15 protein-coding genes are annotated in these 15,772 nt (G+C 62.6%); 12 read left to right on the top strand and 3 right to left on the bottom strand.

Going from position 1 to position 15,772, the window contains the following annotated elements; genetic code table 11:
- The first annotated feature begins 3 nt into the window (after nt 1-3).
- From hemN to P0Y64_17715, 12 genes are all read left to right on the top strand, one after another.
- Entirely contained in the window at nt 4-1,323 is a 1,320-nt protein-coding gene (gene hemN, locus P0Y64_17770) for an oxygen-independent coproporphyrinogen III oxidase (GenBank protein WEK43151.1), read from the top strand.
- A 332-nt stretch (nt 1,324-1,655) separates the two neighbouring features.
- Nucleotides 1,656-2,300: a Crp/Fnr family transcriptional regulator gene (locus tag P0Y64_17765; protein ID WEK43150.1), complete on the top strand. Its 645-nt coding sequence runs from the start codon at nt 1,656-1,658 to the stop codon at nt 2,298-2,300.
- 149 nt (nt 2,301-2,449) lie between these two features.
- Entirely contained in the window at nt 2,450-4,099 is a 1,650-nt protein-coding gene (ccoN, locus tag P0Y64_17760; protein ID WEK43149.1) for a cytochrome-c oxidase, cbb3-type subunit I, read from the top strand.
- A 14-nt stretch (nt 4,100-4,113) separates the two neighbouring features.
- Nucleotides 4,114-4,848 (top strand): cytochrome-c oxidase, cbb3-type subunit II, encoded by a 735-nt coding sequence (gene ccoO, locus P0Y64_17755; GenBank protein ID WEK43148.1) that lies wholly within the window; start codon nt 4,114-4,116, stop codon nt 4,846-4,848.
- A complete protein-coding gene (locus P0Y64_17750) occupies nt 4,845-5,003 on the top strand; it encodes a cbb3-type cytochrome c oxidase subunit 3 (protein WEK43147.1) in 159 nt (52 codons plus the stop codon). Before ccoO ends, P0Y64_17750 begins: the two co-directional genes overlap by 4 nt.
- On the top strand, nt 4,996-5,910 hold the full coding sequence (gene ccoP / locus P0Y64_17745; protein ID WEK43146.1) for a cytochrome-c oxidase, cbb3-type subunit III: 915 nt from the start codon (nt 4,996-4,998) through the stop codon (nt 5,908-5,910). Before P0Y64_17750 ends, ccoP begins: the two co-directional genes overlap by 8 nt.
- Nucleotides 5,897-7,387, top strand: coding sequence for a cytochrome c oxidase accessory protein CcoG (gene ccoG, locus P0Y64_17740; protein ID WEK43145.1), 1,491 nt, complete (start codon nt 5,897-5,899; stop codon nt 7,385-7,387). The genes ccoP and ccoG overlap by 14 nt, the downstream gene beginning before the upstream one ends.
- Nucleotides 7,384-7,842 carry a FixH family protein gene (locus P0Y64_17735; GenBank protein WEK43144.1) on the top strand — a complete coding sequence of 153 codons (459 nt, stop codon included), beginning with the start codon at nt 7,384-7,386 and terminating at the stop codon, nt 7,840-7,842. Before ccoG ends, P0Y64_17735 begins: the two co-directional genes overlap by 4 nt.
- Nucleotides 7,843-7,904: 62 nt before the next feature.
- Complete coding sequence (locus P0Y64_17730; GenBank protein ID WEK45109.1) at nt 7,905-9,971, top strand: heavy metal translocating P-type ATPase; 2,067 nt, start codon at nt 7,905-7,907, stop codon at nt 9,969-9,971.
- Nucleotides 9,968-10,150: a cbb3-type cytochrome oxidase assembly protein CcoS gene (ccoS, locus tag P0Y64_17725; protein WEK43143.1), complete on the top strand. Its 183-nt coding sequence runs from the start codon at nt 9,968-9,970 to the stop codon at nt 10,148-10,150. The genes P0Y64_17730 and ccoS overlap by 4 nt, the downstream gene beginning before the upstream one ends.
- Nucleotides 10,151-10,342: 192 nt before the next feature.
- Entirely contained in the window at nt 10,343-11,593 is a 1,251-nt protein-coding gene (locus P0Y64_17720; GenBank protein WEK43142.1) for a divalent metal cation transporter, read from the top strand.
- A 134-nt stretch (nt 11,594-11,727) separates the two neighbouring features.
- Nucleotides 11,728-12,000: a membrane dipeptidase gene (locus tag P0Y64_17715; protein WEK43141.1), complete on the top strand. Its 273-nt coding sequence runs from the start codon at nt 11,728-11,730 to the stop codon at nt 11,998-12,000.
- 126 nt (nt 12,001-12,126) lie between these two features.
- Here the strand turns inward: P0Y64_17715 and P0Y64_17710 are convergent, their stop codons facing one another.
- From P0Y64_17710 to P0Y64_17700, 3 genes are all read right to left on the bottom strand, one after another.
- The gene (locus P0Y64_17710; protein ID WEK43140.1) at nt 12,127-12,438 is read right to left on the bottom strand and encodes an amidohydrolase family protein; all 312 of its coding nucleotides are present in this window, start codon (nt 12,436-12,438) and stop codon (nt 12,127-12,129) included.
- Nucleotides 12,402-14,165 carry an amidohydrolase gene (locus P0Y64_17705; GenBank protein WEK43139.1) on the bottom strand — a complete coding sequence of 588 codons (1,764 nt, stop codon included), beginning with the start codon at nt 14,163-14,165 and terminating at the stop codon, nt 12,402-12,404. Before P0Y64_17705 ends, P0Y64_17710 begins: the two co-directional genes overlap by 37 nt.
- Nucleotides 14,166-14,578: 413 nt before the next feature.
- On the bottom strand, nt 14,579-15,550 hold the full coding sequence (locus P0Y64_17700; protein ID WEK43138.1) for a sensor domain-containing diguanylate cyclase: 972 nt from the start codon (nt 15,548-15,550) through the stop codon (nt 14,579-14,581).
- Nucleotides 15,551-15,772 lie beyond the last annotated feature (222 nt).

The following is a 15,772-nucleotide window of genomic DNA, read 5'->3' as shown; positions in this document are numbered from 1 at the left end:
CGTATGTGGACCTATTATCCCGAGCTGCTGGCGACGCCTGTGCCGCGCTACACGAGCTTTCCGACCGCGGCAGAATTTGGCGAGATCGACGCGCGGGACATGAAGGAAGCGCTCGAAGGCGTTGCCGCAGACGCGCCGGTCTCGCTCTATCTTCATATACCTTATTGCCACGAAATCTGCTGGTATTGCGGATGCAACACCGGCGCTGCCAACCGCACCGCGCGGGTGGCTGCTTATCTCGAGCGACTGACCGAGGAGGTAAGGCTGGTCGCGCGACATTTGGGCGGGCGCGGACGAGTGGGCCGTATCGCGTTCGGTGGCGGCAGCCCCAATGCGTTGTCTCCGCATCAATTCGCGGCCCTATTGCGCGAGGTGCGCACGGCATTCGACTGTGCCAACGCGGCCGTGTCTGTCGAACTGGATCCGCGGCGGTTCGAGGCGCGCTGGGACGAGGCGTTCGCGAGCGCCAGCGTGACGCGGGCCAGCCTTGGCGTCCAGACATTCTCGCCCGAATTGCAGCGGGCAATCGGCCGCGTCCAGCCGACGGAGATGATCGCCGAGGTAACCGCGCGGCTGCGCGCAGCGGGGGTGAGTTCGATCAATTTCGATCTGATGTATGGCCTGCCCGGACAGGATGCGTCGCTATTGCTCGACACGATAGATATCGCGCTCGAGATGCAGCCGGATCGGCTGGCGGTCTTTGGCTATGCCCATGTCCCTCATCTGATCCCCCGTCAGCGTCAGATTGACTCGCGCGCGCTGCCTGGCGCGGAAGCGCGTTTCCGGCAGGCGGAGGCGGCGCACAGCCGACTGGCGGGCGCGGGCTGGCAGTCGATTGGTTTCGATCATTTCGCGCAGCCCCATGATGAACTCGCCCTGGCGGCTCGGTCGGAAACGTTACGGCGCAATTTTCAGGGTTTTACGGACGATACCGCGGACGTGCTCGTTGGTCTTGGAGCATCGGCAATCAGCATGTTTCCCGGCCTGCTGGTTCAGAACGAGAAAAACGTCGGCCGCTACCATCTGCGCATTGCGCATGGTGGATTTGCGAGTGCGCGCGGTGTCCGGCGCGACAGGATCGACCGGCGGCGAGGTTTGGCGATCGAGCAATTGCTCTGCCGGGGCAGTGTCGATCTCACGGGGTTGCCCGATCGTTCAACAATACGCGAACGGATGGCGCCTTTTGCCGCCTGCGGGTTGGTCAGGTGGTTGGGAGAGCGGCTGATTTTGGCACCGGAAGCGATGCCTTATGCGCGCGCCATTGCGGCTACGATCGATCCTTATAGCCAGCATAGCGCGACGCGGTTTAGCAGTGCGGTATAGAGACCGCGCGCCCGCGATCGCTGCCATATGCGCGCTGGCAACGGCTCCGCTACAGGCTGCGATGCCGCCATCGGGGGTGGCGATCGGCATTTGCGGGCAGCCCGGCGCGGGGATCAGGCTTCCTTTGGCGCCACTGCAACAGCCACGGCGCGACGATGGCGCGTGCGGTTGTCATGCATGTAACCCGCGCAAGCGCGCGAATTGTTGCGATGCCGACGACGCAGCCTGAGTCATGCCTTGAAGAAAAAGGGGCAGTATCGGCTAATCGCCTCGATGATGCGCGGGCAGGCATTGGTCGCGCGGGCCCGGCAAGGCAATGCCGGACATGTCCCGTGCGCGACACGTCCCTGTGCGCCGCGCTGGAGGATCGCGAACTGGCGGCGCTCCACGTGAGCCGATCACGGCATATCATGCCCGCCGGTTATCCGATGGGCGACTGTGGCGATCTGTGTGCCAATATAGTGTCCGGCGCGCTCAAATTGTCCCTCCACGCAAAGGACGGGCGCGAGCAGATCGTCGACCTGATGTTTGCCGGCGACTTCCTTGGTACGCCCCGTGTGCGCGAGCAGATCGTGACGGCCACCACCCTGGCCCAGACCGAAATATGCGCATTTTCCCGTCACGATTTCGCGCACGCGCTCGACACCTTTCCGCCCATGCGGAGGATGCTGGTTGAGCGTGCGATTGCCGCCTCCGAACGGGCGCGCGGCCGCTTACGCATGCTTGGTCACAGCAGCGCGCGGGAGCGGGTGGCGGTCTTCATTCTCTATATCACCGCCCATGCGGACGGGAAGCCGGTGCGGATTCCTTTGCGTCGAGAGGAAGTCGCGAATTTCCTGGGCCTTGCCGCTGAGACGGTCAGCCGGCAGCTTGGCCACTTGCGCGCCGAGGGCGTGATCACGCTCGTCAATGCGCGCGACTGCACGGTGCTGGATCATGAACGGCTCTGCGCGATCGCCCGCTCACCGAATTTTTGATCCAGATCAATGAATGTGGCGGCCCGGCGTCGCAACCTCGACGCGCCGGACGCTGGAAAGGGGGGCGTCCGGCACCTTCTCGATCCCCCAAAAAGATGAACGATCGGACTGCCAGCCGGTCAAGCATCCTGCGCAACGAGGTAACCCGAATGGCAAACGATATCAGCGCATCCGCCGGGTGGCTGTTCCTGGCGCTGCTTGCATCGTTCGCCGCTGCAACCGCGGTCGATGGCGGCTTCGCGGTGCATATGGGGATCGCCGCCGCCGCCGCATTCTTCGTCGCGGTGCGTGGGCTGGGCGCCAAGCCGAAGGACGGCATGGGACCGCGCGTCTCTCCGGCCACCGCCGGGCAATATTATGACGATGTGATCCGCTGGGGCGTGATCGCGACGGTGTTCTGGGGCATCGTCGGCTTCCTGGTCGGCGTGTTCATCGCCGCACAATTGACCTTCCCGCAGCTGAACCTTGGCGAATACGTCAATTTCGGACGCATCCGGCCGCTGCATACCTCTGCGGTGATCTTCGCGTTCGGCGGCAACGCGCTGATCGCGACAAGCTTCTATGTCGTACAGCGCACGTGCCGCGCGCGGCTGTTCTGGCCCAACCTCGCGAATTTCGTGTTCTGGGGATATCAGTTGTTCATCGTCCTGGCCGCGACCGGCTATGTCATGGGCATCACCGAAGCGCGCGAATATGCCGAGCCGGAATGGTATGTCGATATCTGGCTGACCATCGTGTGGGTCGCCTATCTCGTGGTGTTCGTCGGCACCATCGTGCGCCGTTCCGAACCGCACATCTATGTCGCGAACTGGTTCTACCTCGCGTTCATCATCACGATCGCGATGCTGCACATCGTCAACAACCTGTCGATGCCGGTCAGCCTTGTCGGATCGAAATCCTATTCCGCTTTCTCGGGCGTGCAGGATGCGCTGACGCAATGGTGGTATGGCCACAATGCCGTCGGCTTCTTCCTGACGGCCGGCTTCCTCGGCATGATGTACTATTTCGTGCCTAAGCAGGCTGAGCGGCCGGTCTATAGTTACCGCCTGTCGATCGTCCATTTCTGGTCGCTGATCTTCCTCTACATCTGGGCCGGGCCGCACCACCTTCATTACACCGCGCTGCCGGATTGGGCGCAGACGCTCGGCATGGTGTTCTCGGTGATGCTGTGGATGCCGAGTTGGGGCGGCATGATCAACGGCCTGATGACGTTGAACGGCGCGTGGGACAAGATCCGCACCGATCCGATCATCCGCATGATGGTGTTCGCGCTCGCCTTTTACGGGATGAGCACGTTCGAGGGGCCGATGATGTCGATCAAGACGGTCAACTCCCTGAGCCATTATACCAACTGGACGATCGGCCATGTTCATTCGGGCGCGCTCGGCTGGAACGGCATGATCACCTTCGGCGCGATCTATTTCATGACGCCGCGCCTGTGGGGACGTGAGCGGCTCTACTCGTTGCGCATGGTCAACTGGCACTTCTGGTGCGCGACGCTGGGGATCGTCCTCTACGCTTCCGCGATGTGGGTGGCCGGGATCATGCAGGGGCTGATGTGGCGCGAATATGGTGACGACGGCTATCTCGTCTATTCGTTCGCTGAGGTCGTCGCGGCGCTTCACCCTTATTATCTGATCCGCACGCTGGGTGGGCTGCTCTACATCACCGGCGCTTTCTTCATGGCCTGGAACGTGTGGATGACGATCCGCGGTCGGCTCCGCGAGGAGGCGCCGATGAGCGATGCCCCATTCGATCCGGCACGCGATCGCCCGCTCGTCTCCGCTCAAGCTCGATAAGGAGGGGCCGACCAATGGCTACCTGGGCAAATCGCCACAAGAAGATCGAACGCAACGTCACGTTGCTCGGGGTATTGTCGCTCGCCGTGGTGGCGATCGGTGGGATCGTCGAGATTGCGCCACTGTTCTGGATCGAATCCACCGTGAAGCATGTCGAGGGCGTGCGGCCTTACACGCCGCTCGAACTGGCGGGGCGCAACATCTACATCCGCGAAGGCTGTTACGGCTGTCACAGCCAGATGATCCGCCCGTTCCGTGACGAAGTGGAGCGTTACGGCCATTACAGCCTCGCGGCCGAGAGCATGTACGACCATCCGTTCCAATGGGGATCAGAGCGCACCGGCCCCGATCTGGCGCGTGTCGGCGGGCGCTATTCGGACGAATGGCATGTCCAGCACATGAAGGACCCGCAGTCCGTCGTGCCGGAATCGATCATGCCGAAATATGCCTTCCTCGCGAAGCGCAACCTCGACACCTCCCGATTGGGCGCGGATCTTATCGCGCTGCGCAAGGTCGGCGTGCCCTATACCGACGAGGATATCGCCAAGGCCGATGAGGACGCGCGGACTCAGGCGTTCGGCGAGGGGGATACGACCGGCCTCGCCAAGCGCTACCCCAAGGTGCAGGCGCGCGATTTCGACGGCGATCCGGGGCGGATCACCGAGATGGATGCGCTGGTCGCCTATCTTCAGGGGCTCGGCACGCAGGTCGATTTCAAATCCGCACAGGCGCGGGAGGCCGCGCGATGAACTACGAAACGCTGCGCCACCTGGCGGATAGCTGGGGGCTGGTAATCATGACCGGCGTGTTCGTCGCCCTGATCGGCTGGGCCTTCCTGCCACGCAATCGCGACGCCAACCGCCGCGCCGCCAACAGCATTTTCGACGAGGCCGACAATGGCTGACGCTGACAACAAACGCATTGACGTTGCCACGGGCACCAGCACGGTCGGGCACGAATGGGATGGTATCGAGGAACTCGATACGCCGATGCCACGCTGGTGGCTGCTAACCTTCTATGCGTCGGTTGCGTTCGCGGTCGGTTATTGCATCCTCTACCCGGCGTGGCCGATGATTCACCGCGCGACGCCGGGCATTTGGGGCTGGTCGAGCCGCGGCGAGCTGGTGCGCGATACAGCGCAGGAGGATGCGCGCCGCGCGCCGATCATGGCGGCGCTGGCGCGCACGCCGATCGAGCAATTGCCGTCCGATCCCAAGCTGCTCGCAGCGGCGGCGGAGGGCGGGCGCTCCGCGTTCAAGGTGCATTGCGTGCAATGCCATGGTTCCGGCGCGGCGGGGAGCAAGGGCTATCCCAATCTGAATGACGACGACTGGCTGTGGGGCGGAGACCTGAAGACGATCCAGCAGACGATCGTCCACGGCATCCGCCAGCCCGGCGACGATGCGACCCGCATGTCGCAGATGCCCGCGTTCGGGCGCGACGGCATCCTCAACGGCGGGGAGATCGACGATCTGGTTTCCCATGTCCGCCACGTTTCGCATCAGGAGGCGGCCAGCCCCTCGGCAAAGCGCGGGGCCGCATTGTTCGCGAACAATTGCGCGGTGTGTCACGGCCCGGATGCCAAGGGCAATCGCACGCTTGGCGCACCGAACCTGACCGATGCGATCTGGCTCTACGGCGGCGATCGGGACTCGCTTGTCCACACCATCGGCAATGCGCGTTACGGGATCATGCCGGCATGGGGGCAGCGGCTCGATCCAGTGACGATCAAGATGCTCGCGGCCTATGTCCATTCGCTTGGCGGGGGGGAAGCCGATCCTGCCGCGACGGGTCAGAATGCCCAGCGTTGACGATATCGGCGGCCCCGCGCCGAGCCTGTTCGAGGCGCGGCGCAAGGTCTTTCCGCGCCGCGTGGATGGCGTCTTCCGTCGCCTGAAATGGGCGATCATGGCGGTGACGCTGGCGATCTATTACGTCACGCCATGGCTGCGATGGAACCGTGGAGCCCATGCGCCGGATCAGGCGGTGCTGGTCGATCTGGCGCATCGCCGTTTCTACATGTTCTCGATCGAGATCTGGCCGAACGAATTCTATTATGTCGTCGGCCTGCTCATCATGGCGGCGGTCGGGCTGTTTCTCGTCACTTCCGCAGTCGGGCGGGCATGGTGCGGCTATGCTTGCCCGCAGACGGTGTGGACCGATCTGTTCGTCCATGTCGAGCGTGCGATCGAGGGCGATCGCAACGCGCAGATCAGGCTCGATCGCGCGCCATGGGGTGCGGAGAAGGTCGCCAAACGCACCACAAAGTTCGCTGCGTGGCTGCTGATCGCGGCGGCGACCGGCGGCGCGTGGATTTTCTACTTCGCCGATGCGCCGACCTTGGCGCGCGAATTTCTCGGCGGCACCGCGCCGTCCGTCGCTTATTCGACCGTCGGCATCCTCACCTTCACCACCTTCACGCTGGGCGGGCTGATGCGCGAGCAGGTGTGCATCTACATGTGCCCCTGGCCGCGCATCCAGTCCGCGGTGATGGATGAGAAGTCGCTTGCGGTCACTTACAAGGATTGGCGCGGCGAACCGCGCACGCACGGGCTGAAACGCGCGCAGGCGCAGGAGGACGCGCCGTCGGTCGTCCGTCTCGCGGCGGGGGACGCGGTTGGCGACTGCATCGATTGCAATGCCTGCGTCGCGGTCTGCCCCACTGGCATCGACATTCGCGAAGGGCCGCAGATCGGCTGCATCACCTGCGGCCTGTGCATCGACGCGTGCGACGAGATCATGGCGAAGGTCGATCGCGCACCGCGCCTCATCGGCTATACGACCGAAGCGGATATAAAGCGCGCGAAGACGGGCGAGGCGCCGCTGCCGCCGCTGAAGCGGCTGCTGCGTCCGCGCACGATCATCTATTTCCTGATCTGGGTCGGCATCGGTTGCGGCATGTTGTTCGCGCTCGGCACGCGCACGCATATGGGGATCAGCGTACTCCAGACCCGCAACCCATTGTGGGTGCGGCTGTCCGACGGTGCGATCCGCAACACGTATACGATCAAGCTCCGCAACATGGAGGGGCGCCCGCGCGATTTCGCGGTGTCGCTGAGCGGGATCGATGCGGTGATGTGGACGGACGGCGGGTCCCGCGAAACCGCCGGCAAATCGGTGACGATCAATGTGCCGGCCGATCGCGTCGCAAAGGCGCAGGTATTCGTGGTCGCACCGGCGCGGGGAGCGCAGCGCAGCGAATTGCGGTTCATCGCCGTCGCGCAGGATGACCATAAATCCGTCGCCAACGACAGCAGCTCTTTCGAGCGACCGGAGGGTAACCAATGACCCGTCCTTTCACCGGCTGGCATATGACCGCGATCCTTGTCGCCTTCTTCGGCGTGGTAATCGCGGTGAACGTAGCGATGGCGACCTTCGCCTCCACCACCTTTGGAGGCGTGGTGGTGGAGAACAGCTATGTCGCGAGCCAGCATTACGATCGCTGGCTGGCCGAGGCGCGCGCGCAGGGCGATGCGGGTTGGCGGGCTGAGCCGGTGGCGGCAGCGGGGCGGCTAGCGGTCGCGCTCACGCAGCGCGGCGCGCCTGTGTCCGATGCGGCACTGACCGTTACCGCGCGCCACCCGCTCGGCCGTCAGCCCGATCAGGTGCTTACCTTGCGCTGGGACGCGGCCAGCGAGCACTATCTCGCCGGTCAGCCGCTGCCGTCAGGACGCTGGTTGATCGAGATCATCGGCACGCGCCGCAACGAGCGGCTTCGCTTTGAGGATGAGGTGCGGATGTGACCGCGCCGGCGCGCCCTTCAGCCGCCCATGCGCTCTCCACCTCCACCTTCGTGGTGGAGGGAATGAGTTGCGCGGGTTGCATCGCCAAGTTGGAGCACGGCCTCGCCGCGCTTCCCGGCGTGGCAGCGGCGCGGGTCAATTTCACCAACCGCCGGGTACGTGTCGATCACCTCGACGAGATCGGCGAGGATCGGCTGATCGACGCGATCGATGGACTGGGCTTCGCCGCCCATGCCTTCGCAGGGGAGGTGGGCGAGGCAGGCGGACGCGAATCCCGTCGGCTTGTGCTGGCCTTGGCGGTCGCCGGCTTCGCAATGATGAACATCATGCTGTTGTCGGTGTCGGTGTGGTCTGGCGCGGACGGTGCGACACGGCAGTTGTTTCACTGGCTTTCGGCGCTGATCGCGCTGCCGACGGTCGCATATTCGGGGCGTATCTTCTTCGCGAACGCGTGGGTCGCGCTCAGGCGCGGGCGAACCAACATGGACGTGCCGATCTCAATCGGGGTGTTCGTAGCCGTCGCGATGAGCCTTTACGAGACCGTGCTTGGCGGCGCGCACGCATATTTCGATGGCGTCGTCATGCTGCTGTTCTTCCTGCTCGGCGGGCGTTTCCTTGACAGCGTTATGCGCGATCGCGCGCGTGGCGGAGTCGATGCCTTGTTGCGGCGCCTTCCGGCCGAGGCGACGGTGATCGCGCGCGACGGTTCGCATCAGCGCCGCGCTATCGCCGAACTGGCGCCGGGGATGCGGCTGCTCGTTGCTGCGGGCGAGCGGATCGCGGCCGATGGCGCGGTCGAGAAAGGCGTGAGTGCGGTCGATCGCTCGCTTGTCACGGGGGAGAGCATGGCCGAGCCGGTGGCTCCCGGCGCAGAGGTGCTCGCGGGCACCGTCAATCTTGCCGCGCCGCTCATCATCAAGGTGGCGCGAGCCGGCGACGCCACCGCGATCGCCGATATCGCGCGACTGATGGAAAGCGCCGGACAAACGAAATCGCATTACATGCGGATCGCCGATCGCGCCTCGCGCCTTTACGCGCCAGCCGTACATACGCTCGCTGCGTTGACACTGGCTGGTTGGCTGATCGCGGGGGCAGGGTGGCACGCCGCGCTTACCAACGCCGTGGCGGTGCTCATCATCACCTGCCCGTGCGCGCTGGGTTTGGCGGTGCCGGTGGCACAGGTCGTCGCCTCTGGCGCGCTGATGCGCGCGGGGGTGCTGGTGAAAGACGGGTCCGCGCTTGAACGGCTCGCGAAGGCCGATCTGGCGCTGCTCGATAAGACCGGGACGATCACACTCGGGCGGCCGGTCGTAGTAAATGGCTTGCCTGAGACCCCGGATGAACGCTCGATTCTTCACGCTGTCGCGCGCGCCAGCCGCCATCCTAGCGCCATGGCGGTGATGGCGGCGGTGGCCAACGAGCCGCCTGCACCGGTTGAGATCCTTGTGGAGGAAGCGGGCTTCGGTGTGCGGGGGCTGGCGCTGGCGCGTGGCGTCGAGGTTCGGCTTGGGAGGCCAGGATGGGCCGGGGAGACGAGCGAGGACGCCTCAATCGTCTTCCGCATCGGTGATGCACAACCGTACGCAATCTGCGTCGCCGATCAGCCACGCGAGGATGCAGCGTCGGCAGTTGCGCGGCTCGGCGTGGAAGGACTGATGCCGGAGATCCTTTCCGGTGATGCTCCGGCAGTTGTTCATGCGCTGGCCACCAGTTTCGATGTTCCTGGCCGAGCAAGACTGACGCCACAGGACAAGTACGCCATCGTCCGGGCCGCCGAAGCGGCAGGACGGCGCGTCCTGATGGTGGGAGACGGGATCAACGACGGGCCGGCTCTCAAGGCCGCTTACGTCTCAATGGCGCCGGCAAGCGCCAGCGACGTGGGGCAGATGGCGGCGGACTTAGTGTTCGTCGGCGGCCGGCTGATGCCGGTTCCAATCGCGGTTGCCGTAGCGCGGCGCACGATGCGCGTCGTCAAGCAGAATTTGGCACTGGCGGTCGGATACAATCTGTTTGCTGTCCCGCTGGCAATCGCGGGCGTCGTCACCCCTCTGATTGCGGCACTTGCCATGTCCGGTTCGTCCCTGATCGTCGTTGCCAATGCAATGCGGCTGAGGAAAGCGGCGCGATGAACAGCGTCGGTATTCTCATCCCGATCGCTCTGCTCCTTGGTCTCTCCGGATTGGGTGGGTTCTTCTGGGCAGTGCGTTCTGGCCAGTATGACGACATGGATGGCGCCGCGATGAGAATTCTCAATGAGGAAAAGCCCGAGGCAGCATCAATCGATCGTGATAATTCTGTCGACGGGTGAGAGGAGCGATCGGCGGCCTATTTCGGCGGATCTATCATTCATTTGATCGTTCGGCCGGAACCCAAAGCGGGCGCGTGAGGTTTCAGACAGGAGCGCGGCTGAGGAAGAGGTTGATGGGTAAAAACATCCGCCTGTTGATCTTTTGGCGTTGAACGCTCTCGCGCGCCCAATTCAGAAAAATGGAGGCCCCGCTTGAGGGGCTTTGGGTGGATGAAGCGCCTTGGGCCGGGTCTGGTCACAGGGGCGGCTGACGACGATCCTAGCGGGATCGCCACCTATTCGCAGGCCGGCGCGCAGTTTGGCACCAGCCTGATGTGGACGATGACGCTGGCCTATCCTCTTATGGTCGCGGTGCAGCTTGCAAGCGCACGCGTCGGGAGGGTCACCGGGCGTGGGTTGGGGCGCAGCTTGAGCAAGGTCATGCCGCAGTGGCTGGTGATCGGATTGATCGGGTTGCTCTTTGTCGCCAACACGATCAACGTGGGAGCAGATTTGGCCGCAATGGGCGAAAGCTCGGCGCTGGTGGTGGGCGGCTGGAGCCATCTTTTCACTGTCGCTTTCGCGATCTTCTCGCTGATCCTCCAATTGTACGTGCCTTACAATCGTTATGCATCGATCCTGAAATGGCTGACGCTGGTGCTGATCGCATATGTCGCCGTGCTGCTGATGGTGCAGGTGGATTGGAGCACCGCGGCAAGAGCACTTGTCATCCCCACCATCGCGGGGGCCGGCGCGATCACGACCATTGTTGCGATCTTCGGCACAACGATCAGCCCATATCTGTTCTTTTGGCAGGCGGCGCAGGAGGTCGAGGAAATTGATCAGGTCGATGAACGAGTGCCGCTCAATCGCGCCCGTGCGCAGGCGCCAGACGCGCTGAGCCGCATCCGCTGGGATACCTTTGCGGGCATGGCTGTATCGAATGTCGTCGCGTTGGCCATTATTCTCGGTACGGCGAGTACGCTCCACGCCGCCGGGAAGATCGATATCCAGAGCGCGGCCGACGCGGCGCAGGTATTGAAACCGATCGCGGGCAAAGTCGCGTTTGTGATCTTCAGTCTCGGCATTGTCGGAACCGGGCTTCTTGCGGTGCCGGTCCTTGTTGGCTCATCCGCCTACGCCGTCTGCGAAATCGGCGGATGGAACGCCAGTCTGGAATATAAGCCGATGCGCGCCAAGGCATTCTATGCGGTGATCGCACTTGGCATGGCATTGGGTGTCGCGATTGACTGGTCGCCCATCAGGCCGATGAAAGCATTATTCTGGAGCGCCGTAATCAACGGCGTTGTTGCGGTGCCCGTTCTCGTCGGCCTGATGATCGTCGTTTCCACGCGCAGCATCATGGGCGATTTTACCGCATCGGCACCGCTGAAATTCTTTGGCTGGCTCGCGACCGTGGTGATGGGGGCAGCCGCAGTGGGGATGGTTGCGTTTCTCGGCTGAACACGAACGGCGGGTGTTCAAAATGAGAGAAGCCCCGACGCACCTGGACGAGGCGTCAGGGGATCGCGGATCCTTCGTCGAGATGGTTTGGGCAATGCTACCCCAACCCGCGAAGACCTGCTGCGGCGCTGCAAATGTGCGGCGAGGATCATATCGCGATCGGCCCCGACGGGGTGATCTCCAAGACTATGATCGATGATGCGGCTCGTGCGGCGCAGTGCAAATTCTACGAAGAGCGCACGAAAAAGGGTATCGGCGCGCCCGGCGAAGGGGCGGGGATCTTCAATATCGTAGCGGAGTACAACAGCAATTTGCGCTTCCGTATGCTTGCGGACGACCTTTCCGCGCGCGGTTGGCCTGGGGCGCGGATCGAGAAATTGCTCGGCGGCAATTTGACGCGACTCTAGGCCGAGGTCTGGGGTGGCTGAGTGCTTCCGTCAGGTGATCCGAACGCGGGTTGTGACGCCTCACGGATGCCCCGGGGGGACCGCCGCAAGTCGCCCGTTGCGCGGATCAGCACACGGATCGCATCGTCATTTGGGCATGCCGCTCAATCCGCTCGCCTTTCGCAAAGCCGCTCCGTTGAGCCGATAGCCATCCAGGAAAACCGTATCGACCTGACGCAGATTGGATAGATTCTGCGACACATCGCCATCGACGAGAATGATATCCGCTGTCTTGCCGCGCGCAATCGATCCCGTGCGGTCGTCCATACCGGTCATGCGTGCGGGAATGATCGTCGCAGTTTGCAGCGCTTCCGCATTTGAGAGCCCGGCACTCTGATAGAGTTCGAGTTCACGCACCAATTCTAGGCCGTACCCATCGGTACCCGCAACGATCCGCACGCCAGCCTGATGCAGTCGACTGACGGCCCGACCATTTTGCCGAAGCTTTTGCGGAAATCATCCCGCGTAAGGCCGCCGAACAACGGATAGCCGGCAATCTTCCATCCGCGAGCCACCGCTGGCGGGGCGATGTCAGCGAAGGGCGCATATTCCGGCGAAATGGCGCTCCCGTCCGAGGTCAGCAGCGGTTCCCAAACGGTTAGTGTTGGGTCAATAATCGTGTTTCGTTTCGCAAGCTCGGCGTAAAAGGCTTTCATCGCGGGGGAGTCGAGATCGACGTCTTTCCCGTATTTCGCCGGCCCTTCGAGCCGCGCGGCGGTATTGGCTTTGTCGACAACATCCTGCGGCATCGCCTGCATCATGATGAAGTTGATGTGGGTAACTTCGTCATAGCCAGCGCGCACCGCATCAAGCGGACGCATGCCCGCCGGCACATGTCCGTGGACGTGAAGGCCCAGCCGATGCGCTTCAGCGGCGGCCGGAGCGATCCATGCGGGGTCCATCGAGGTGTAGAATTTGACGCCCCACAGCCCGGCCGCCTTGATCTTGTCGACCGCCGCTACCGCTTCGTTCGCCGAGGAAACGGTTAGCGCACCCTGCGCCGCGAGCGGATCCTTGCGATCGATGATCACGGAGATTTTGCCATCGGGCGCGAGCAGGTCGCCGGCCGCGCGACGTTTGTAGATGCTGTGCGCCTCATCGATCATCGAGCCGGGGCTGCGATAATTGGTCATACCGGTCGCAACGTTCTGTAGCAAATTCCAGTCGTCGCCGACGTGCTGGTGCGAGTCCCACAGACCGGGGAGAAGCGTCTTGCCGCGGCCGTCTATCACCGTCGCGCCGGCCGGCGTTTTGATTGATCCTCCCGCGCCGACGGCCGCCACCTTTCCGTCGGCGATCAGAACCGCGCGATCAGGCAGATAACTTCCGGCAACGGAATCGAACATCAGTACATGATCGATCAGCGTGGGCGTATGATTGGCTGGGCTAAGGAAGCGATGGGCAACATCGCGCACCATGGCGGCAGTGGCCTTGTCCTGTATATCTTTGAGTTTCGGACCGTTTTTTTCGTAGCCTTCAGGTAGCAGCGAGATGACGCCGGCGTTGCCGAAATAACGATTGTCCTTGTCGAGCCAAACCGGCGTAGGTGCGAAGCCGTAGCCCTGAATGAATGCCAGTTTGACCGTCGCATTTCCCTGTGGCCCGTCAATCTGAACGGCTTGCCCGATGGTGATGCTGGCGTGGCCGGTCGGCAGGAGATCAATGCCCTTGTCGCCCGCCGCGACCAGCGCTTCGATATCGCGTTCACCGGCAAGCCACGGGCCGCCATAGCTATTGTAGCGCTTGTCACCAAATGGGGCGGAGCCGGAATCAACCGCCGTCTTCCAGCGCGCGACACCGCCAGTATCGACGCTGAAGTCTTCAGTGGCGTCGCCTTGATCGGTGTAGCCGCGAATGGCTATCGTCGTTGGCCGGCCATCGGGTCCGGTCGCCATCGTCTCATCGGTTTCGGTGACCCAGCCGCGCAACGACATCGACATGCGATAAGCCGTGCGCCCATCCGGCATTTTCCATGACCAAATGTCGCCATGTTTTCCGGCCGTCGAACTAATCGTGAAGTGACGTGCGCCCGATGGGGGCACCATCAACTGTTCCTTTGACGCCGGCTCGGCGGCGGCAATCGATGCGGTAGCGGCGAGCAGCGAGGCAAACAGTATCCGGCGCATGGTTTTCCCCCAAGCAAGAATGCCTGAAGACTGGCAAGCTGTGGCTGGGAGCGCAATGCTTGATTGGTGGGGGATCGCCGAACGAGATTGGGCTTGAACGCCGGGGCCGCGACGCGCCTCAATATCGTCATGGATATCGGGTGGCTCGCGGCCAGAGGCGGCTATTTGGCTTCTCCAGATCGTATCCTCAAAGAACGTCTGGAATCTGGAAGGCGATTTTCGCGGCTACACTACCGACAAGCGGGCATTAAAAGACTTTCGGCAGCATTCTTGCCCGAAATTGTCGAAGGCGCGTCGACTTTTTCAACATCGGGTAAATCACGGCCAGTTTGCTGGCGAACAGCCTTGGCTGTGGCTCACGGGCAGCCCGCCGCAGCACCGCCCGAAGCCTCCGTCAGTCCATCCGGGCACGATCACATGGACTTGATTTGGTTTCGGCCATTCTGCTTTGCGGCATAGAGCAGCCTGTCAACCATCTCGCAAAAGTCTCTCGACCTCGCTTCTGCGGATGGAATGATGGTGCCGACACCGACGCAGGCTGTCACGAACGGGCTGCAATCCGATTTTTCATGCGGTATGGCGAGAGCCTCGATGGCTTGCTTGCATTGCCTCGCCAGTTCCAGCGCGGTGCTTTCATCCGTTTCCGGAAGCAGCAAGACAAATTCTTCGCCGCCATAACGGGCAACCACATCCTTTGCCCGGCATCCGATCTGCCGTAGCGCCATCGCAACCGCAATGAGGCATTCGTCACCCCGAATATGGCCGTAGCGGTCGTTGAACTGCTTGAAGTGATCGATATCCAGCAGGATCATTGAAAGAGGTGACGAGCTGTCGCGAGCGTTTTCCCACTCTGCGTTCAGGCGCTCGTCGAACCGGCGCCGGTTCGACGTTCGCGTCAGCCCGTCCTCAAAGGAGAGCGCTTCCAGCTTCTGCTGCATCTTGATCAATTCCTGTTCGATGCGTTTTCGCTCGCTGATATCGAACATGAAACCGATCAGGCTTTCGACCTCGCCCTGTTCGTTGCGCACGACATGGACGACATCGCGGATCCAGACAAAGCCCTTATCCTTGGTCAGCGCTCGATAATCCGCTTCGTGATCGATCCCCGCAATTGACTGCGAGACACAGAAATTCACGACATTGTCCCTATCGTCTGGATGGATACGCGACGCCCAATCCTCCACAGACACCCAGCTATCCTGCTTCCAGCCCAGCAGAGGCTCGATCTGCGGGCCGATATAAGCGAAGCGCATGGTGGCCCAGTCGATCTTCCACGGGATCGCCATCGTCGATTCCAGCAGGGTCTTATAAACCGCGAAGTCGCAATCCATGCCCGTGTTGGTGCTGCCGGGAAGGTAATCCCTCATCGTCGAAATCATGTTCATGGTAGGCTGTATCCGGCAGGGTTGTGGGAGCCACGGGCATCGTGTTCCAATTGGCGCCAATTGGCGCCAATTGGCGCCAATTGGCGCCAGTTGGCCGCTCGCTCGTTGAATTGTAGTTAATTGGCCACGATTGTCGGTGCGTTCCGGGAGTTTCGATTCTTGTAGCGCTTTCCCGCGCAAGACCTGCAGGTCGGATTAGCTCAACGCCCTGTTTAGGAAGCA

It is taken from the genome of Candidatus Sphingomonas colombiensis, from assembly GCA_029202845.1.
Classification (GTDB): domain Bacteria; phylum Pseudomonadota; class Alphaproteobacteria; order Sphingomonadales; family Sphingomonadaceae; genus Sphingomonas; species Sphingomonas colombiensis.
This window is presented reverse-complemented; position numbering and strand designations above follow the sequence as displayed.